Source organism: Bacteroides graminisolvens DSM 19988 = JCM 15093 (assembly GCF_000428125.1).
Lineage (GTDB): Bacteria > Bacteroidota > Bacteroidia > Bacteroidales > Bacteroidaceae > Bacteroides > Bacteroides graminisolvens.
On the sequence record NZ_ATZI01000001.1, the window covers coordinates 966,518 to 986,870 of the forward strand.

Annotated in this window: 19 protein-coding genes; 8 read left to right on the plus strand and 11 right to left on the minus strand. The window is 39.4% G+C overall.

Going from position 1 to position 20,353, the window contains the following annotated elements:
* Positions 1-29: 29 nt before the first annotated feature.
* Positions 30-524 carry a 6,7-dimethyl-8-ribityllumazine synthase gene (ribH, locus tag C511_RS0103975; RefSeq protein WP_024996285.1) on the minus strand — a complete coding sequence of 165 codons (495 nt, stop codon included), beginning with the start codon at positions 522-524 and terminating at the stop codon, positions 30-32.
* A 121-nt stretch (positions 525-645) separates the two neighbouring features.
* Entirely contained in the window at positions 646-1,329 is a 684-nt protein-coding gene (locus tag C511_RS0103980) for a tetratricopeptide repeat protein (protein WP_024996284.1), read from the minus strand.
* A 160-nt stretch (positions 1,330-1,489) separates the two neighbouring features.
* Between C511_RS0103980 and recF the strand changes: the two genes are divergently transcribed.
* Together recF and C511_RS0103990 are read left to right on the plus strand one after the other, a co-directional pair.
* Positions 1,490-2,596, plus strand: coding sequence for a DNA replication/repair protein RecF (gene recF, locus C511_RS0103985; RefSeq protein ID WP_024996283.1), 1,107 nt, complete (start codon positions 1,490-1,492; stop codon positions 2,594-2,596).
* A gap of 1 nt (position 2,597) precedes the next feature.
* Entirely contained in the window at positions 2,598-2,888 is a 291-nt protein-coding gene (locus tag C511_RS0103990; protein WP_024996282.1) for a DUF721 domain-containing protein, read from the plus strand.
* Between the two features lie 11 nt (positions 2,889-2,899).
* On the opposite strand, the gene C511_RS0103995 is transcribed toward C511_RS0103990, so the two are convergent.
* The 6 genes from C511_RS0103995 to gap all read right to left on the minus strand — a co-directional run bounded on the left by C511_RS0103995 (position 2,900) and on the right by gap (position 9,394).
* Entirely contained in the window at positions 2,900-3,445 is a 546-nt protein-coding gene (locus C511_RS0103995) for a 5-formyltetrahydrofolate cyclo-ligase (RefSeq protein WP_051260443.1), read from the minus strand.
* Entirely contained in the window at positions 3,357-5,096 is a 1,740-nt protein-coding gene (locus tag C511_RS0104000; RefSeq protein ID WP_024996280.1) for a S41 family peptidase, read from the minus strand. Before C511_RS0104000 ends, C511_RS0103995 begins: the two co-directional genes overlap by 89 nt.
* A gap of 36 nt (positions 5,097-5,132) precedes the next feature.
* Entirely contained in the window at positions 5,133-5,582 is a 450-nt protein-coding gene (locus tag C511_RS0104005) for a deoxycytidylate deaminase (RefSeq protein WP_024996279.1), read from the minus strand.
* Positions 5,583-5,593: 11 nt separating this feature from the next.
* Positions 5,594-6,112, minus strand: a complete 519-nt coding sequence (locus C511_RS0104010; RefSeq protein ID WP_024996278.1) for a DUF4847 family protein — start codon at positions 6,110-6,112, stop codon at positions 5,594-5,596.
* 4 nt (positions 6,113-6,116) lie between these two features.
* On the minus strand, positions 6,117-8,213 hold the full coding sequence (locus tag C511_RS0104015) for a M3 family metallopeptidase (protein ID WP_024996277.1): 2,097 nt from the start codon (positions 8,211-8,213) through the stop codon (positions 6,117-6,119).
* Positions 8,214-8,383: 170 nt separating this feature from the next.
* Complete coding sequence (gene gap / locus C511_RS0104020) at positions 8,384-9,394, minus strand: type I glyceraldehyde-3-phosphate dehydrogenase (RefSeq protein WP_024996276.1); 1,011 nt, start codon at positions 9,392-9,394, stop codon at positions 8,384-8,386.
* Between the two features lie 136 nt (positions 9,395-9,530).
* Between gap and mscL the strand changes: the two genes are divergently transcribed.
* Positions 9,531-9,968: a large-conductance mechanosensitive channel protein MscL gene (mscL, locus tag C511_RS0104025; protein WP_024996275.1), complete on the plus strand. Its 438-nt coding sequence runs from the start codon at positions 9,531-9,533 to the stop codon at positions 9,966-9,968.
* A 53-nt stretch (positions 9,969-10,021) separates the two neighbouring features.
* Positions 10,022-11,545, plus strand: coding sequence for a glutamine-hydrolyzing GMP synthase (guaA, locus tag C511_RS0104030; RefSeq protein ID WP_024996274.1), 1,524 nt, complete (start codon positions 10,022-10,024; stop codon positions 11,543-11,545).
* A 90-nt stretch (positions 11,546-11,635) separates the two neighbouring features.
* Here the strand turns inward: guaA and C511_RS0104035 are convergent, their stop codons facing one another.
* Positions 11,636-12,325, minus strand: coding sequence for a Crp/Fnr family transcriptional regulator (locus C511_RS0104035; RefSeq protein ID WP_024996273.1), 690 nt, complete (start codon positions 12,323-12,325; stop codon positions 11,636-11,638).
* 159 nt (positions 12,326-12,484) lie between these two features.
* On the opposite strand from C511_RS0104035, the gene C511_RS0104040 reads away from it, so the two are divergent.
* The gene (locus C511_RS0104040; protein ID WP_024996272.1) at positions 12,485-13,081 is read left to right on the plus strand and encodes a MarC family protein; all 597 of its coding nucleotides are present in this window, start codon (positions 12,485-12,487) and stop codon (positions 13,079-13,081) included.
* Between the two features lie 340 nt (positions 13,082-13,421).
* On the opposite strand, the gene C511_RS0104045 is transcribed toward C511_RS0104040, so the two are convergent.
* Positions 13,422-14,075 carry a rhomboid family intramembrane serine protease gene (locus C511_RS0104045; protein ID WP_024996271.1) on the minus strand — a complete coding sequence of 218 codons (654 nt, stop codon included), beginning with the start codon at positions 14,073-14,075 and terminating at the stop codon, positions 13,422-13,424.
* 164 nt (positions 14,076-14,239) lie between these two features.
* Between C511_RS0104045 and C511_RS0104050 the strand changes: the two genes are divergently transcribed.
* Genes C511_RS0104050 through C511_RS16150 form a run of 3 tightly spaced genes read left to right on the plus strand, consistent with a single transcriptional unit; the run spans position 14,240 to position 18,811 of the window.
* Positions 14,240-16,180 (plus strand): glycogen debranching enzyme N-terminal domain-containing protein, encoded by a 1,941-nt coding sequence (locus C511_RS0104050; protein ID WP_024996270.1) that lies wholly within the window; start codon positions 14,240-14,242, stop codon positions 16,178-16,180.
* An 11-nt stretch (positions 16,181-16,191) separates the two neighbouring features.
* Positions 16,192-17,457 (plus strand): glycosyltransferase family 4 protein, encoded by a 1,266-nt coding sequence (locus C511_RS0104055; RefSeq protein ID WP_027317850.1) that lies wholly within the window; start codon positions 16,192-16,194, stop codon positions 17,455-17,457.
* Positions 17,458-17,482: 25 nt separating this feature from the next.
* The gene (locus tag C511_RS16150) at positions 17,483-18,811 is read left to right on the plus strand and encodes a glycoside hydrolase family 57 protein (RefSeq protein WP_034781399.1); all 1,329 of its coding nucleotides are present in this window, start codon (positions 17,483-17,485) and stop codon (positions 18,809-18,811) included.
* Between the two features lie 102 nt (positions 18,812-18,913).
* Here the strand turns inward: C511_RS16150 and C511_RS0104065 are convergent, their stop codons facing one another.
* On the minus strand, positions 18,914-20,344 hold the full coding sequence (locus C511_RS0104065; protein ID WP_024996269.1) for a DUF4270 domain-containing protein: 1,431 nt from the start codon (positions 20,342-20,344) through the stop codon (positions 18,914-18,916).
* Positions 20,345-20,353: the final 9 nt, after the last annotated feature.

The following is a 20,353-nucleotide window of genomic DNA, read 5'->3' on the forward strand; positions in this document are numbered from 1 at the left end:
TTGTTTTCTAATGCGGTGCAAAGATACGATTATTTATTTAAACTCCAAACAAAATCGATCATTTTTATTGCAGTAATTGCACATTCATCCCCTTTGTTTCCTAGCTTTCCACCACTTCTGTCTTCAGCTTGCTCTAGGGTGTTAGTCGTTATCAATCCGTAAATGACTGGTATATCGCCAGTTACGTTTAAATGAGTAATGCCTTGAGTTACGCCCATGCAAACATAATCAAAATGTGGAGTGTCTCCTTTAATAACGCATCCGATAGCAATAACCGCATCGACCTCTGTGCTCTCAATCATTTGATTGGCGCCAAAAGTTAATTCAAAGCTTCCGGGTACTGTTTTTACGAGAATGTTATCTTCCTTGACTCCGTGCTTTTTCAGTGTTGAAACTGCACCGTTTAACAGAGCGCCTGTTATTTGGCTATTCCATTCGGATACTACAATGCCGAATTTCATTTCAGAAGCATCAGGTACCGAGCTAAAGTCGTAATCTGATAAGTTATGATATGCTGTTGCCATAATATGAATTATATTAATTTAATTAGTTGTATGAGTATGTTTTAAAATAAATAGCGCAGATCTTCGTAGATTCAGTATCTGCGGAAATCTGCGCTACACAATAAGTAATGGAACTTGCTTCTTATTTCTTCAGAAGTTTAGCACGTTCAATGTACTTATCAATATCCATAGCCTGATAAGACTGGAAATATTTATCTTTTATCTTTGTATAAGCAGTTACTGCATCATCAAATTTGCCTTGTTTAACCAATATTTCACCAGCCTGCATAAGGAAAATAGGGCTCAATGTGTTATTGTCTGCCTCATCTGCTGCCTTCAGCAAGATAGAAGAGGCTTTATCTAATTGTCCAAGTTCGGCATAGCAGTTACCTGTTGCACCAAGAATAGCAGGAGCTACCATTTGATCATCACCGTCAAAACTTTCCAATTGTTTCAATGCTTCATCATATTTACCTAAGTTCTTGTAACAGATGCCGGCGTAGGCTTTGGCCAGATTAGCTGTGGATGTTCCACTGAACTGATCTGCAATTTTTAGGAAACCTTGGTAACCCAAACTATCACCATTCAGTGCCATATCATAAGCATCCTGCTCAAAATACTCCTGACCCTTGAAAATAGCGGCTTGAGCTTTTTCTTCACGAGGCTCAGCATATAAGTGTTTGTATGCTAAAGCACCGGCTACTAAAATAATAACGCCTGCAACAAAGCCAATAATTGCGGTTTTGTGTTTAACGATAAATGCTTCAGATACGCTCAATGCCTCTTCTACATTTAAGGATTCGTGGTGGTTCTTTTTATCTGCCATTTTATTTTAATATTTTTTTGTTGTTTTTCAAACCAGATATTTCGGTCAGCAAAAGTAGTTTTTTTATATATATAAAGGAAATTTAGAGCCATCTTTTTTTCTTTAGTAACCTAAAACCTCGAAATTCTTGCTACTTTTGTAACCTAAGTTTATGTTGCTTATGATTTTGAAACGAATTTCTATCTTAAATTATAAAAACCTGGAACAGGTTGAGTTGAACTTTTCTGCTAAGCTAAATTGCTTTTTCGGACAGAACGGAATGGGGAAGACCAACTTGCTCGATGCCATTTATTTTTTATCCTTCTGTAAAAGTGCCGCTAATCCGGTTGATTCACAGAACATCCGGCATGAGCAGGACTTTTTTGTTATCCAAGGTTTTTATGAAGCCGAAGATGGATCTCCTGAGGAAGTTTATTGTGGGATGAAGAAACGATCAAAAAAGCAATTTAAGCGAAATAAAAAGGAGTATTCCCGTTTGTCGGATCACATTGGATTTGTGCCATTGGTTATGGTTTCGCCTGCCGATGCCGATTTGATAGCTGGTGGCAGCGAAGAAAGACGGAGGTTTATGGATGTGGTTATTTCTCAATATGACAAAGATTATCTGGAAAATCTGATTCGTTATAATAAAGCCATGGCGCAACGTAACACGTTGTTGAAAAGTGAATTCCCGGTTGAGGAAGAACTTTTTCTTATTTGGGAAGAAGCAATGGCTACAGCCGGTGAAATGGTATGTCGTAAACGTGAGCAGTTTATACGTGAATTTATTCCCATCTTCCAGACTTTCTATTCTTTTATTTCACAAGACAAAGAGAAGGTGGGTTTGTCGTATGATTCACACGCCTCTGGCAACTCGTTGTTAGAAGTCATTAAGGAAAGCAGAGTGAAAGACCAAATTATGGGCTACTCTCTTAAGGGTATCCACAAAGACGAACTAAATATGTTGCTCGGTGATTTTCCTATAAAACGGGAAGGTTCGCAGGGGCAAAATAAAACATATCTTGTGGCTCTGAAACTGGCTCAGTTTGATTTTTTAAAAAGAACCGGAGGCTCTGTTCCCTTATTATTGCTCGATGATATATTCGATAAGCTGGATGCTTCACGAGTGGAACAAATTGTGAAACTAGTATCGGGTGACAGTTTTGGACAAATATTTATAACAGATACGAACCGGGAGCATTTAGATCAAATTCTTTTGAACTTGGAGAGTGATCATAGCATGTTTTTAGTTGAAAAGGGTGAGGTTCAATTGATGAAGGAGAACTGACATGAAAAGAAATGACGCAGAACAGATTGGAAAATTAATTCAGCAGTTTCTAAGACAGGAGAGTTTGGAGGCTCCGTTGAATGAACAGCGACTCATGGCCGCTTGGAAAGAGGTTTTGGGTCCTACCATAAATTTCTATACCAAAGAATTGTTTATAAAAAATCAGATATTGTATGTTCATCTGACTTCTTCAGTACTTCGCCAGGAGTTGATGATGGGGAGGGAAATTCTTATTCGCAATTTAAATAATCACGTAGGGGCAACTGTTATCACAAACATCATCTTTCGTTAAACCTTTGAGCTTTATATCTCAGACGCTCCAACTATGATAGCGTCCATTTTTACGTCAAATGAGTCGGCTGGTACTTTCTCTACCAATTGGAAAGGAAAGCAGATTCCGATTTTATAGGCTGCTAGTTGAGGCAGTATTTTGTCGTAATATCCTTTCCCATGCCCTAAACGATTCTTTTCCCGATCAAAAGCCACACCGGGAACAACCACTAAATCGATAGATGAATAATTATCTAAAACAGTACCTATAGGTTCAAGAATGCCGTAAGGACCAGGTTTCATGCTACCAATTCCTTCGTAACGACGTATTTCCAATGTGTCACCCACTACTACGGGAAGCACTATTTGTTTGCTATCTGTCCATTTGTCAATAAAGCTGTGAGTGTATACTTCGTCTTTCATTGAATGATAGAGAAGTACGGTTTTTGCATCTCGAAAAGCGGGGTGCTTTTCGAGATGCAAAAGTATATCAGCAGAAAGATCTTTCAGCATAGAGGCGGAGTACTTGGCTTTCTCCTCTGCTATCAGCTTGCGCAGTTCTTTTTTTCTTTCCTTCATTTTTTGTTTTTGGTTGGTTGGCATTAGCTGGTGCTTTAGGGAATGATTCTCCCTTTTCAAGAATTTGAATCGCTCTTTTTACAGTTGCATCGCTGTTGTTGAAGAACTTAATATAAGATTCTTTTCCTAGCATATTGTAAATGATATTGCCATAGATATTTCTTTCCAATAGTTTATGGGATTTCTGTATCAAGATATTTCTTCTTTTAATCCCTTTCGTTTCTGCGTAACGCACAAATTGTTCTACTATGTTTTGGCGACGAAGATACGACAGTAAGGTTGTCTCATCTTCAAATTGGGCCATTTTATCTCTGTTCTTATCTGTGTACTGGAAGGTAAATTGAATGGTTAATCCTTTGTTCAATACACTTGTTAAATAAGAGCTGACCCCTGTTGTGTCTTGTGGAACAAAAATATCGGGCATAATGCCTCCACCTCCGTATACAGGACGGCCTAGAGTGGTTGAATACCGTAATTTCTCATCCAGTTTGATACTGTCTCTGGAGAAGAATTCACCGTGTTCGTAACGAGTTAGCCAATCCATTTCATAATTCTGATCTTTTCCATTTTCATAAGGACGTTGTATGCAACGACCTGCGGGAGTATAATAACGAGCTATCGTAAGGCGTATAGCTGAACCGTCACTGAAATCTATAGGCTGCTGAACCAATCCTTTACCAAAAGAGCGTCTTCCGATGATAACCCCTCTGTCATTATCCTGAATAGCCCCTGCGAATATCTCACTGGCAGAAGCAGAACCTTCATCGACGAGTACTACAATAGGCATTTTCTGGCAACTGCCTGTGCCGTTAGCATATTCGTCGGTTCGTGGATATTTACGCCCTTGCGTATATACAATCAAGCGTCCTTCAGGTAAAAATTCGTTCACCATACGAATGGCAGCTTCCATGTATCCGCCCGTATTGCCCCGTAAGTCAATAATCAGTCCTTTACAGTTCTTGTGACTGAGTTGGGCTATTGCATTTAACAGTTCAACGTGTGTGGTTCGTCCAAACTTGCTTATTTGCACGTATCCAAAATTATCGGAAATCATATAAGCAGCATCAATTGTATTTTGAGGAATCTCTCCGCGGATAATTGAAAAATGAAGAACCTCTTTTTCGCTCATTCGTTTAATACCCAATTTAACCTCACTGCCTTTAGGCCCTTTGAGCTTTCTCATGGCAAGTTCATTGGTTACTTTCTTTCCCACAAATGCCGTGTCGTTCACAGATACAATACGATCGCCTGCCATGAGCCCCACTTTTTCAGAAGGACCACCCTGAATAACACTGTTTACATGTATGGTGTCATCCTGAATGGTAAATTGAATGCCAATACCGCTAAAGCTTCCCTCTAATTCGGAGTTGACTTCCGCCAAATCTTTAGCCGGTATGTAAGTAGAGTGCGGATCCAGTTCTGCTAATATTTGCGGAAGTGCTTTCTCAACCAAATCGGTCATGTTTACCGTATCAACATACTGATCGTCAACGATTCGAAGCAAAGCATTTAGTTTGTTTGACGAGCTGTTGATGATGCCCAATCGGTTTCCGGCAAAATGTTTTGCATAGAAAGTTCCAATAAGAATTCCAATAACTACACTGATTGCAATTACAATGGGTATAAACCGTGAAGAGTTTTTTGTACGCATGTCCTTAATATAATTTGAACGTTTGTCCCTGATTACTTAGTCGGTTATGGAGTCACTTTTATCGGGGTTCAGGTAAATAACCTCGATGCCAGCCCTTTTTAATAAATTAATTCCGTCTTCTACCCGGTACTCCTTCGAATACACAAGTCTTTTGATGCCTGCCTGAATGATTAATTTGGCACATTCAATGCATGGGGCATCGGTCACGTACATGGTAGCACCATCGCTACTGTTGTTTGAACGTGCTATTTTGGTTATGGCATTAGCCTCTGCATGCAATACGTAAGGTTTGGTTACGTTGTTTTCGTCTTCACAGATGTTTTCAAAACCCGACGGAGTTCCATTGTATCCGTCGGATATGATCATTTTATCCTTGACGATTAGCGCACCAACTTTGCGGCGCTCGCAATAAGAGTTTTCTGCCCATATTTTGGCCATGCGTATATAACGCATGTCTAATTCTAATTGTTTGTTTGGTGCTTCCATGTATTCTCACTTTATTCTTGGACGTGAAACAATAAGCATCTTGTTCTTTGTCCTTCCTTAAAATAAATATACAGGTTGTTCTCGTCACCTTTGTAAGAGGTTGCGTTGTTCAAACCATTTAAAAAGGCTCTACCCAGTGCATCATTATCTGAAGTGGAAGATGGTTTAGCAGTAAAATAGTTGCTTTCAGCGTCTGCACTCCATGAACCGGTAAAAGAAGTACTAGCTGCTCTTCCGGATATACCACCACTTATTGTCTTATTTGTGAGAACGCCTGTGAAAGTTATGGTGAAATTATTCTCAGCCTCTAATAACTTGATAGATGCTTCTTTGGCTTCGTTGCTACTCCAATAACCGGGGTTGCTTGAAGCATCGTACGAATTACCAATAATTGGATATGTGCCACCATCCAACACATCCGTTAACTTCCAGGTTTTCCCAGTGAAGATTCTGACTACATCGTCACTCTCATTGCATCCGCAGAGCATGGGAAGTATACATAACAATATGAACAAACACCTGTTTTTCATTTTTTTATTTCTTTATTCCATTTCTAATCAGGAGAGCGTCAATAGTAGGTTCTTGTCCGCGGAATCGCTTGTAAAGCGTCATCGGATGCTCTGTTCCTCCTTTTGATAGAATGTTGTTACGGAATGACTGTGCTACTTCCTGATTAAATATTCCTTTTTGCATAAAAAGAGAGAAAGCATCGGCATCCAGAACCTCAGCCCATTTGTAACTGTAATACCCGGCAGAGTATCCTCCGGCGAATATGTGTGAGAACTGGGCGCTCATGCAAGTGCCCTCAACTACGGGTAAAATCTGCGCTTTCTCCCATGCCTTTTGTTCGTATGCCTTCACATCGCCGGTAAAAGGTGTAGTTCGGGTATACCAGCCCATGTCGAGTAAGCCGAAACTAACTTGGCGCAGACAAGCGTAAGCAACATTAAAGTTAGATGAATCTATAATGCGTTGCACCAAAGTGTCGGGAATTATCTCGCCAGTTTGATAATGTTTGGCAAAAGTGCTCAAGAAATCCTTTTCAACTGCAAAGTTCTCCATTATTTGCGATGGAAGTTCCACAAAGTCACGATAAACGCTTGTTCCGCTCAGACTCTCATAATGAGTGTTGGCAAAGATACCATGCAAACCGTGGCCGAATTCATGAAGAAAAGTATTGACCTCATCGAATGTTAATAAAGCTGGTTTACTTTCGGTGGGTTTAGTGAAATTCATGACCAATGTTATGTGCGGACGACTGTTTTCTCCTGTTTGGTCATCAATCCATTGACCCTTAAAGCTGGTCATCCATGCACCGGCACGTTTACCGGCACGCGGGTGGAAGTCAGTATATAAAACAGCTAAGAAACTTCCGTCCTTATCTAATACCTCGTAAGCGTCTACATCCGGATGGTAAACCGGGATTTCGCTATTTTTACGGAAAGTAATACCATATAATCGAGTGGCAAGTCCGAAGACACCTTCTTTTACATTACTCAATTCAAAGTAAGGGCGAAGCATCTCGTCGTTTAGGCTGAACTTTTTATTTTTTAATTGATCAGAATAGTATGACCAGTCCCAAGGCATGAGGCGAAACTCTTTACCCTGAGTGCTACGCGCTAACTCTTGTACTTCGTTGTATTCTGCCTTAGCTGTAGGAGTGTAGGCATCGAGTAGCTGATCCAATAACTTATAAACATTCTTACTGTTTTCGGCCATGCGCTCTTTCAACGTATAATCCGCATAGCTTTTATATCCCAGCAATTGGGCTATTTGCATACGTGTGTTCACTAAATCTTTAACGATTTCAAGCGTGTTGAATTCATTGTCTTTAGTACATTTGGTATTATATGCCATGTAGAGTTCTTTTCGTAGCTCACGGTTACTTGCATAAGTCATAAAAGGAACATAGCTAGGTGCATGAAGAGTGATGACCCAGCCTTCAACTCCTTTTTCGCGGGCTGTTTGTGCGGCTGCTTCAACAATCCCCTCGGGTAATCCGGCTAGTTGTTCCTTTTGTGTGAGAACCAGTTGGAAGTTGTTGGTTTCTTTCAGGTTGTTCTCTCCAAATTGAAGCGTTAATGTGCTGAGTTTTTTACTTAACTCTCTGTATTTATTGCGTGCTTCTCCTTGCAGGTTGGCTCCCCGCCGCACAAAACCATCGTAGATGTCATCCAACAATTTAGCTTGCTCAATGGTCAGCGACAATTTACTTTTTTGCTTATAAACCGCTTTTACGCGTAGAAATAACTTCTCATTCAAGCTGATGTTATTGCTGTGCTCGCTTAATAAAGGAATCATTTTTTGAGCAATCTTTTGCAAATCATCATTCGTTTCAGCGCTACGAAGATTTCCAAATACCGTAGTGACTCTATCCAGGAATTTTCCGGATTTTTCATAAGCTACTATTGTGTTGGCAAAAGTGGGTGCTTCAGGGTTATTGATGATGGCCTCAATCTCTGCTTCATGAAGTTTTATTCCTTCGAGCATGGCCGGTTCATAATGTTCATTTTTTATTTTATCAAACGGTACGGTTTGATGCGGAGTATTATACTTTTCGAAAAAAGGATTTTGGGCATTTATCATATTTACAGTGCAAAATAAAAAAAGAGATAGTGCTATTCGTCTCATATAATCCGTAGATTAATTGTTTATACTTATTTTCAAGATACAAACATACTAAAATTGTGCTTTATTTAAGCTGATAAGAATAGTTTTTTAACAAAGTATTAGGTAAGTTGCAAAAAAAAACTGCTTCGGAAGCTCCGAAGCAGTTTCATTATAAGTAATACAGCGTATAATTACTTGTTGTTAACTGAAGCCATGTAAGCTACCAAGTCAAGAACTTTGTTGCTATAGCCAATTTCATTGTCATACCAAGATACAACTTTAACGAAAGTATCAGTTAAAGCGATACCTGCTTTAGCATCGAAGATAGAAGTACGAGGATCGCCTAAGAAGTCAGAAGAAACAACTGCATCTTCTGTGTAACCAAGGATACCTTTCAATTCGCCTTCAGAAGCTTCTTTCATTGCTGCACAAATTTCTGCGTAAGTTGCAGGTTTTGCTAAGTTTACAGTTAAGTCAACTACAGAAACGTCCAAAGTAGGAACGCGCATTGACATACCTGTCAGTTTACCGTTAAGAGCAGGAATTACTTTACCTACAGCTTTAGCAGCACCAGTTGATGAAGGGATGATGTTGCCAGCAGCAGCACGTCCACCTCTCCAGTCTTTCAAAGAAGGACCGTCAACTGTTTTCTGAGTTGCAGTAGTTGAGTGAACTGTAGTCATCAAACCGTCTGTGATACCGAATTTGTCATTCAATACTTTAGCGATAGGAGCCAAACAGTTAGTAGTACAAGATGCATTAGAAACGAATGTTTCACCAGCGTAAGTCTTTTCGTTAACACCGCAAACGAACATAGGGGTATCGTCTTTTGAAGGAGCAGACATCACTACGTATTTTGCACCTGCATCGATGTGACCCTGTGCTTTTTCTTTTGATAAGAATAAACCAGTAGATTCTACAACGTATTCAGCAGCAACTTCGTTCCATTTCAGATCTGCAGGGTTTCTTTCAGCTGTGATGCGGATAGCTTTACCGTTAACGATTAACTGGTTTTTTTCTACGTCAGCTTCGATTGTACCTTTGAACTGACCGTGTACAGTATCGTACTTCAGCATGTAAGCCAAGTAATCAACTGGGCAAAGGTCATTAATACCTACGATTTCAATGTCATTTCTTGTTTGAGCAGCACGGAAAACGAAACGTCCGATACGGCCAAATCCATTAATACCTACTTTAATCATTTTGTTTAAACTTTTAAGGGTTCTAATAATATTTATTCAAAATATGTAGAAAGACTTCATATTTCAACTTAATGCGGTGCAAAATTAAAAAAATGTTTTTATATTAGTGCACAAATTAATATTAAAAACAAAAAAAATGGGAAAAAACAATTTGCTTCAGGAATTTAAATCTTTTGCCATGAAGGGCAATGTGATTGATTTGGCAGTCGGTGTAATCATTGGCGGTGCATTTGGCAAAATAGTATCTTCTGTTGTTGCAGATGTGATTATGCCGCCTATCGGTTTGCTGGTTGGAGGTGTTAACTTTACAGATTTGAAGTGGGTAATGAAAGCGGCCGAAATAGGTGCCGATGGAAAAGAAGCAGCAGCCGTTACGTTAAACTATGGTAACTTTTTGCAGGCAACTTTTGATTTTATCATTATCGCATTCTCCATTTTTATGTTTATTAAACTTATAAATAAGATGTCACGCAAACAGGAAGCGGTCGAACAAACGCCTCCACCGCCTCCAGCGCCAAGTAAAGAAGAACTATTGTTGACTGAAATTCGCGATTTACTGAAAGAAAAGAAGTAAAATCGTGATATTTTGCGTACTTTTGTGCGCAAACTTCAAAACATATCTTCTATATGCAAGAAAAAATTATTATACTTGATTTCGGTTCTCAAACTACACAGCTTATTGGACGCAGGGTTCGCGAGCTCGACACTTATTGCGAAATTGTACCTTATAATAAGTTTCCCAAAGAAGATCCGAGCGTAAAAGGGGTTATCTTGTCGGGTAGTCCTTTCTCTGTTTATGACGATGCAGCGTTTAAAGTTAATATGGAAGAGATATGGGGAAAATACCCTATATTGGGAATTTGCTACGGCGCGCAATTTATTTCGTACGTCAATGGAGGCAAAGTAGAGCCTGCCGGAACACGTGAATACGGTCGTGCTCACTTGGCAAGTCTTGATTCCGGTAATATTCTGTTAAAAGGGGTGAGAAACAATTCACAAGTCTGGATGAGTCACGGTGATACGATTACTGCCATACCCGATAATTTCAAAATTATTGCTTCGACTGACAAAGTTGCTATTGCTGCTTATGAAGTAACCGATGCAAAGGTGTGGGGAGTTCAGTTTCATCCCGAGGTTTTTCATACGGAAGACGGAACGCAAATCTTAAAAAACTTTGTGGTTGATGTGTGCGGGTGTAAACAGGACTGGTCGCCTGCTTCTTTTATTGAAAGCACAGTGGCTGAATTGAAAGCGCAATTAGGTGATGATAAAGTTGTTTTAGGGCTAAGCGGCGGTGTTGATTCATCCGTAGCTGCCGTTTTGCTTCATAAAGCCATCGGTAGTAATCTGACTTGTATCTTCGTAGATCACGGTATGTTGCGTAAGAATGAGTATGCTAATGTATTGAATGACTATAATTGTCTGGGACTAAATGTAATTGGAGTTGATGCCAGTGAGAAATTTTTTAGTGAATTGGCAGGAGTGTCCGAGCCTGAAGCGAAGAGAAAGATTATAGGCAAAGGCTTTATCGATGTTTTCGATGTGGAAGCTCACAAGATAAAAGATGTAAAATGGCTTGCACAAGGTACCATTTATCCGGATTGCATTGAGTCTCTTTCAATAACCGGTACGGTTATTAAAAGCCACCACAATGTAGGCGGTTTGCCCGAGAAGATGAATTTGAAGTTATGCGAACCTTTACGTTTACTGTTTAAGGACGAGGTCAGAAGAGTTGGACGTGAGTTGGGTATGCCGGAGCATCTCATTAAACGCCATCCGTTCCCCGGACCCGGATTGGCAGTACGTATTTTAGGAGATATTACGCCCGAAAAGGTGCGTATTTTGCAAGATGCCGATGATATATTCATTCAAGGCTTGCGTGATTGGGACCTTTATGATCAGGTATGGCAGGCCGGCGTCATTTTATTGCCCGTCCAATCAGTTGGAGTGATGGGCGATGAACGTACGTATGAAAGAGCGGTTGCTCTTCGTGCAGTTACATCTACCGATGCTATGACGGCCGATTGGGCTCACCTTCCTTACGAATTTCTGGGGAAAGTATCCAATGACATCATCAATAAGGTGAAAGGCGTTAATCGTGTAACGTATGACATTAGTTCAAAACCACCTGCAACCATTGAATGGGAGTAAGTGAAAACGTATAGAATATAATAAAGAGACCGGATTCTTTCGTATGTCGAAAAGATCCGGTCTCTTTTTATGTTGCTACCAAGTACTCAATCACTCGTCTTTGTGCTCCTCAACCCATAAGACCAATTTTTCTAAATCAAAAATCTGAATGGTGCCTCTGCCAATGGTAAGCAATCCGGCTTCTTCAAACTTTCTCAGCTCTTTGGAAACGCTTAACCTCGTTTCATCAATGTATTCGGCAAAGTCTTCCATGCGTATTTTTAATAACTTCTCGCCCATAATCTTTTCAGAGCGCATTACAATGAAGTCTAAAATCTGTTGAGCCACATTTTTAACACTTGATTCCCAAGTCCGTTTATAATACAACTGTGCCCTGCTACTAATTATGTTCAGGTAATTGATTCGGAATATTTCGTATTTTGAAAGTTCCTCTAAAACAAAAGGTTTATCAATGCTAATGATATTGACCTCGCCTTCAGCCATATAAGTAGAGTTATACGCCACTTCCATTCCAAAAAGCGAATGGGGCTCAATAAGGTAGGGTGCTTCAATATACTCTATATATGTATATACTTTATCTGCCGAGATAGTGTTCGAAGAAATTTTTCCCTTTACCAGGAAAACCAATTTATCACAAACGTCACCTTGAGTAAGGATTGTGTCTCCTGCCTGATATTTGGCAAAGTGTATCTTTACTTTTTCAAGTATTTCCGTAAAGTCATTGTGGCAAAGGCCTTGAAATAAAGGCAACTGAAGAAGTGTGTCGTACATTGTTTCCATAAAGGTTTTTTTTATTTTAGACAAATGTAAGTAAAATAGATTCCTTTTGTTATTATTAAGTTCAGTTTTTTGTTTTTTTTATCATTTCTTAAGTTTGCAGCTATATTGTATTGTTTCTGCATAAAAATTACCTATATTTGCAATCAAAAAGGAGGTAATATGTTTGTAGGATTCGATCTTCAGGAGCTTGTCAGTGCTTTTATTGTATTATTCGCCGTAATTGATATTATTGGCTCAATTCCTATTATCATTAATCTCAAACAAAGAGGGAAGGGAGTTAATGCCATGAAAGCTACGGTTATATCATTTCTTCTTCTGCTTGGCTTCTTTTATGCGGGAGATATGATGCTGAAGCTTTTTCATGTTGACATTGCCTCGTTTGCTGTTGCAGGTGCTTTCGTCATTTTCCTGATGTCATTGGAAATGTTGCTCGATGTAGAGATTTTCAAGAATCAAGGACCTATTAAAGAAGCAACATTGGTGCCGTTGGTTTTTCCTTTGTTGGCTGGGGCTGGTGCATTTACAACTCTTTTGTCACTTCGGGCCGAGTATGCTAGCTTTAATATCATTCTGGCTTTGATACTTAACATGGTTTGGGTTTATTTTGTGGTTAAGATGACTGACCGGGTGGAACGATTTCTGGGAAAAGGAGGTATTTATATTATCCGAAAATTCTTTGGAATTATTTTGTTAGCTATCTCTGTCAGACTGTTTACTGCCAACATAACCTTGCTTATGGAGGCTCTTAACAAATAGATTTTTTTTTCCCACGTCAAGAAATTCTTTATACACCCGGGTGTAGGGTATTTGTAGACCGGGGTGTACAAAGGCTCTACATGGGGGTGTACAAACTGTGTACACCGGGGTGGAGATGAGAATTACTCACCTGCAAAATAAATCGCCGAAGCATGCCGATTAAAACTCTTATATATAAGAGCTAAATAGTGATATACTTGTAAGGAATCACTGCCGAAAAGTTGGTGACACTTGGTGATACTTGGTGACACTTTTTTTTAGCCAAGTGTCACACGGAATGCTCTGATTGTCAATCTGTTATAAGGTTGGTGATACTTGGTGATACTTTTTTTCATGCATTTCATGTAGCGTCTTGCTCATTTCGGTCACTTTCTTCTTCCGTTTCAATGTCAGTGTTACTTTCTTCATCATCGGTTATGATCCTTTTTTGTGGACCGTAGCTCTTGAAAAGTAATGCGAGTATCATTCCGGTTATTCCTCCGCTTAAATGGCCTTCCCAAGAAATATTGGCTTTCACAAAAAACGGAAACATACTCCACACAATGCCGCCATATAGAAATGTAATCAGGAGCGAAATGGCAATCAATGGAGGGTACTTGCGGATTACACCGCTAAGGAAAAGGAAAAAGATCAACCCGTAAATGAGTCCGCTAGCACCGATATGCCAACCGGGACTTCCTATGATGAAAGTAAAACAACCACTGCTTATCCATAAGGCAGTAAGTATCTGGATTGCTATGGAATGATAGAAATAAAATAAACACCACGTAAGAAATAAAAGCGGGAAACTATTAGCCATTAAATGGCTGAAGCTACTGTGAACCAACGGGGAAGTTATAATTCCTATGACTCCTTTGACGTGTAAAGGGTATATGCCAAAGTGTGACAAATCCCATCCCATACCTACTTCCAATATCTTAATAGCATATAGCATCAAAAGTAAAAGTAACGGAATAACCAGAGAAAGAATTAATCTTTGTATTTCAACTTTCATAATCGTCTTTTTATGTGATTGGCTATACAATGCTACGAATATTTACAATAAAAATGAAAATAATCGGCTTTTTTATTTCGACTTCTTCGTATAATTTGTATTTTTGGAGAATACAATAATATTGCCGCGTGGCATTTAAATTAACCTTTTTAATAGTGCAGACTATGAGCTATTTACGATTCGACAAGACCCTTATGCTTAATCTGGAGGAATCTCTGCCCAGAGAAATTCTTCGGACAAATAAATCGGGAGCTTATCATTGTACAACAATAGTTGACTGTAACACACGAAAATACCATGGATTGCTTGTCATTCCTGTCCCTGAGTTGGATGAAGAAAATCATGTGCTGCTCTCTTCTCTTGATGAAACGGTAATTCAGCATGGTGCAGAGTTTAATTTGGGACTACATAAGTATCAGGGAAATAATTTTAGCCCGAAAGGACATAAATACATCCGTGAATTTGATTGTGAGAAAGTTCCGGTTACAACTTACCGTGTTGGTGGAGTACTTCTTACCAAAGAAAAAGTCTTTGTACACCATGAGAATAGAATCCTGATCAGATACACGCTTGTAGAGGCACATTCGGCTACCAAGTTACGATTGAGACCTTTCTTGGCCTTTAGAAGTGTGCGGCAATATACGCACGAAAACAATGAGGTGAACAAGGAATATCAGGTAGTTGAAAATGGAATTAAAACGTGCATGTATCCCGGTTATCCGGAACTTTTTATGCAAGTGAACAAGAAGAATGAATTTCATTTTGAACCCGATTGGTATCGGGGTATTGAATATCCCAAAGAGCAGGAGCGAGGGTACGACTTTAACGAGGACCTCTATGTACCCGGCTTTTTTGAGGTAGATATAAAGAAAGGTGAAAGCGTGGTCTTTTCCGCTGGAATATCCGATGTGTCGACTAATAAGTTGAAACAGATATTTCAGCATGAAGTGAATGACCGTACGCCGCGCGATAGCTTTTATCATTGTTTGAAAAACTCGGCTCATCAGTTTCATAACAAACAGGGTGATTGCCATTATATACTAGCCGGTTATCCTTGGTTTAAGTGTAGAGCACGCGATTTGTTTGTGTCTTTACCAGGACTGACTTTGGCTATTGATGAGCCTGAGGAGTTTGAAGATGTAATGGAAACGGCTCAGAAAACACTGCGTTGCTACATGAACAACATTCCCGTTGACTGCAAAATATACGAATTAGATGATCCTGATGTATTATTATGGGCTGTCTGGGCCTTACAGCAATATGCCAAAGAAACCACAAGAGAAAAATGCCGGATAAAGTATGGCGATTTACTGCTGGAAATTATTGATTTTATCAGAAAGGGTAAGCACAATAACTTGTTTTTGCATGAAAACGGTTTGCTTTACACGCATGGAGCGAATAAACCTGTTACGTGGATGAACTCTACCATTGACGGCCATCCGGTTATTCCCCGCACCGGTTATGTTGTGGAGGTGAATGCTTTGTGGTATAATGCATTGCGATTTGTGGCCGATATGCTAAGAGAAGATGAAAATCCTTCCTTAGCCGATACGTTGGATGCCCTGGCGCAGAAAACGGCAGTGTCTTTTGTTGAAACCTTCCGTAATGAGTATGGATATCTGCTTGATTTTGTTGATGGTAACATGATGGATTGGAGCGTTCGTCCGAATATGATTTTTACGGTTGCCTTTGATTATTCTCCACTTGATAAAATTCAAAAGAAACAGGTTCTGGATATAGTAACCAAGGAACTGCTTACGCCCAAAGGTTTACGGAGTCTGAGCCCTAAGAGTGTGGGCTATAACCCCAATTACGTAGGAATTCAAAGAGAAAGGGATAGTGCTTATCATCAGGGAACCGCTTGGCCTTGGCTGATGGGCTTTTATATGGAAGCTTATCTTAAAATCTATAAAATAAGTGGTATATCGTTTGTTGAAAGGCAGCTGATTGGCTTTGAAGATGAAATGACTAATCACTGCATCGGTTCATTGCCTGAACTGTTTGACGGTAATCCACCGTTCAAGGGTCGGGGAGCTGTTTCTTTTGCAATGAATGTGGCGGAGATGCTGAGAATATTAAAACTATTGTCGAAATATAATTTTTAGGAGGGGCGGATATGAAAGTATTAATGTTTGGATGGGAATTCCCCCCTCATATTCTTGGTGGTTTGGGAACTGCAAGCTATGGATTGACTAAGGGCATGGCCATACAGAATGATTTATCAATCACATTTTGTATTCCTAAACCATGGGGTGATGAAGATCAAAGTTTCTTGAAAATAATAGGAATGAACAGCACGCCGGTTGTTTGGCGTGATGTTAACTGGGAGCACGTGAAGAGTAGAGTAGGGACTTATATGGATCCGCAACTGTATTATGATTTGCGTGATCATATTTATGCCGACTTTAATTATCTGTATACCAATGACCTGGGGTGCATCGAGTTCTCGGGAAAGTATCCTGATAATCTATACGAGGAAATAAATAACTATTCAATAGTAGCCGGAGTGGTTGCGCGTCAGCAACAGTATGACATAATTCACTCACACGACTGGCTGACTTATCCTGCCGGCATTCATGCCAAGCAAGTGAGCGGCAAACCTTTGGTTATCCATGTGCACGCTACTGACTTTGATCGCAGCAGGGGTAATGTCAATCCTACGGTTTATGCCATAGAAAAGAATGGAATGGATCAGGCCGATCACATTATGTGTGTGAGCGAACTCACTCGGCAGACGGTGATACATAAGTATTTTCAAGATCCCAAAAAGGTATCTACCGTACATAATGCCGTGTCTCCCCTTTCACAAGATATCATCGATATTGTTCCCAAGAAAAATCCACGAGAGAAGATTGTTACTTTTTTGGGACGAATCACCATGCAAAAAGGTCCGGAGTATTTTGTTGAAGCTGCTGCTCTGGTTCTGAAAAAGACTAAGAACGTTCGCTTTGTGATGGCGGGCAACGGTGACATGATGAATCAGATGATTCGATTGGCTGCTCAAAGAGGAATAGCCGACCGTTTTCATTTCCCCGGTTTCATGAAAGGACATGAGGTATACGAAGTGCTTAAAGCGAGTGATGTGTACATAATGCCTTCGGTGTCCGAGCCTTTTGGTATTTCCCCTTTGGAGGCGATGCAATGTAGCGTGCCTACTATTATTTCCAAACAGTCGGGTTGTGCCGAAATTTTAGAGAAATGTATCAAGACTGATTATTGGGATATTCAGGCCATGGCCGATGCTATTTATGCTATTTGTACTTATCCGGCTTTGTATGAATACCTCAAAGTGGAAGGGAAGCGAGAAGTTGATGAAATTAAATGGGAGAATGTTGGGTACAAGGTGCGCCGCATTTATGAGGATGTGTTAACTAAATATTGATAATAACGAAAAAAATAGATAGAATATGAGAACAATCTGTCTTTATTTTGAAATACACCAAATTATTCACTTAAAACGTTACCGTTTTTTTGATATAGGTAAGGATCATTATTACTATGATGATTTTGTGAATGAATCAAGCATTAACGAGGTGGCTGAGAAATCGTATATCCCGGCACTGAATACGTTAATTGAAATGGTCAGAAATTCAGATAACACATTTAAGGTTGCCTTGTCTGTGTCCGGTGTGGCTTTGGAACAATTGGAAATTCACGCTCCTGCAGTGATTGATTTGCTACATCAGCTGAACGATACCGGCTGCTGTGAGTTCTTGGCTGAGCCTTATTCGCATGGACTATCTTCCTTAATCAACGAAGAGTGTTTCAAGGAGGAAGTTTTAAGGCAGAGTCAGAAAATAAAACAGTTGTTCGGAAAAGCTCCCAAGGTGTTTCGCAATTCAAGCTTGATTTATTCGGATGATATTGGGGCGGTAGTTGCTTCGATGGGATTCAAAGGGATGCTTACTGAAGGTGCAAAATATATTCTTGGCTGGAAAAGTCCTCATTACATGTATCATTGCAATCAGGCTCCTTCGTTGAAACTTTTATTGCGTGATTTTAAACTCTCGGATGATATCAGCTTGCGTTTCTCTAATTCGGAATGGAGTGAATATCCTCTGTTTGCTGATAAATACATTAATTGGATTGACGCTTTGCCTCAAGACGAACAAATAGTCAACGTCTTTATGGAATTATCGGCCTTAGGCATCTCGCAACCTTTATCTTCTAATATATTAGAGTTTTTAAAGGCTTTACCGGGGTGTGCAAAAGCTAAAGGTATTAACTTCTCAACGCCTACAGAGATTGTTTCTAAATTGAAGTCGGTTTCTCAGCTGGATGTTCCTTATCCCATATCGTGGGTTGATGAAGAACGCGATATAAGTCCTTGGCTGGGGAATGTATTGCAGCGCGAAGCTTTTAATAAGTTATATAGTGTCGCAGAAAGGGTCTATTTGTGTAATGACAGGCGAATTAAGCAAGATTGGGATTATTTGCAGGCCAGCAATAACTTCCGCTTTATGACCACAAAGAACACCGGTCTTCCAGTTTACAGAGGTATTTATGATTCTGCGTATGATGCGTTCACTAATTATATGAATATTCTAGGCGATTTCATAACCAGAGTCAATGCGTTATACCCTGAAGATATGGATAATGAGGAACTTAATTCTTTGCTGATTATTATTCGTAACCAAGGCGAGGAGTTGAGTGAACTGCACAAAGAATTGGATCGTTTACGCAGTAAAAAGGCTGCCGGTAAAAAGAAGGGAGCTAATACGGAGATTATAGAATAAGTTCTGTTTTATAATCTTTATATAACAATCCCATCAAAGTTACAATCGTATCATTGATGGGATTACTTATATGAATATGTTATTATTCTAACCGATGACTGACTAGTTTGGGAATTTGGTGTACGTTACTTCCAATTTTAATTTATTGTTTTCACCACCTTCCAACTTAACTGAAGCCGGACTCAAGTCATGTTGTATGCGATTGATGTTATTGCTATTATTGTCAACAGTAACATTCACAGGAATAAGAACGACCTTGTTCCAAAGAGGATTCTGACTGAGCCATTGTTGCTCATCCCAATTTTTACCTGCTTTTTCCTTTGCCGCTTTCTTCTCTGCAATACAGGTACTTATCAATCGGGAAAGGTTACCGAATGTATAGTTATTATTTTTTGAGTTATTGTGAACAGCTAAATAAGATGTTATATTGTCAATGATTTCATTCTTCTCAAAAAATGATGTTGCATCCTTTTCTCTGACAAGTAACATGTATTTAGGAGCAAGTAAACTGTATTGATTTACTTTCTCTTGATGATAATTGTTGATTGAAAGTTTAACGGTGTTTAAGGTGTCCTTACTTAATTGGTCAGCAATCTGTTGCACAGGGAGCGTTACTTCAGTAAAGATACCGGCAGGTGATTTGAGATATGTCCAATCCTTTTCGTTTACTTTTTCAGCTAACTTTTGAGACGTTTTAAATTGATTGGCCTGAATAATTTCTTTTGTAGCGGCAAAAGTCCTTTTTCCATAGTACAAGGAATCGGTTCCGTCTTTCTTTTTTAAGAAGTTGCCAAGGCTGTCAGTATAATGACTGTTGTAAATAATATTAAGGTTTACGTGGTTGATGTATAAAATAGTACCATCTCCGTAATCACTCTTTACGTATAATCCTTTAAAAACATTTTTGATAAAAGCATCCGCATTATAAAAATATTCAGGATGCTCTTTGTTGAGTTTGATCATGTCATCTCCAAATGATTTGGGTAGTACGAAACGAACATATTTACTATAGTTTGAACTGTTTCTTATCGAATCACTAATAGAAAGATCTACCGCACTATATGATTTGCTTCCTATTAACCCGGTCGACTTATTGTAGTAATTATCAGGATTAATATTCGTATAGTGGTTTTTATCCAATACTTTGTTCAATTCATAAACACTCATTTTACAAGCGTTTAATGAGTCGCCGAAATAGCTATCGTAAAATAAAACAAGTTCGGCCAAATGAGCCGTATCTCCTGCCATTACACCGAAAGGAAATTGAAGGCTGTCTGTGCAGTTTAGCTGAGTAAGAAATCCCGATTCAAAGTAACCAAAGTCCGGATCCGTATATTTTCCTACATAACCAATATCGGTTTTGGCAAATACAGGACCTGAGAGTATTGATTTGGTTGTTACATCGAAACTAGTAGAGGAGACATTGACATTGTCACTTCCGGGCAACATATCAAGACCTAAACTACCTGTGGTGTCATCGCAACTGTAAATTGCAGATGCCAACAACGCCATTAACAGATGTTTTATTTTCATGGTTCTATT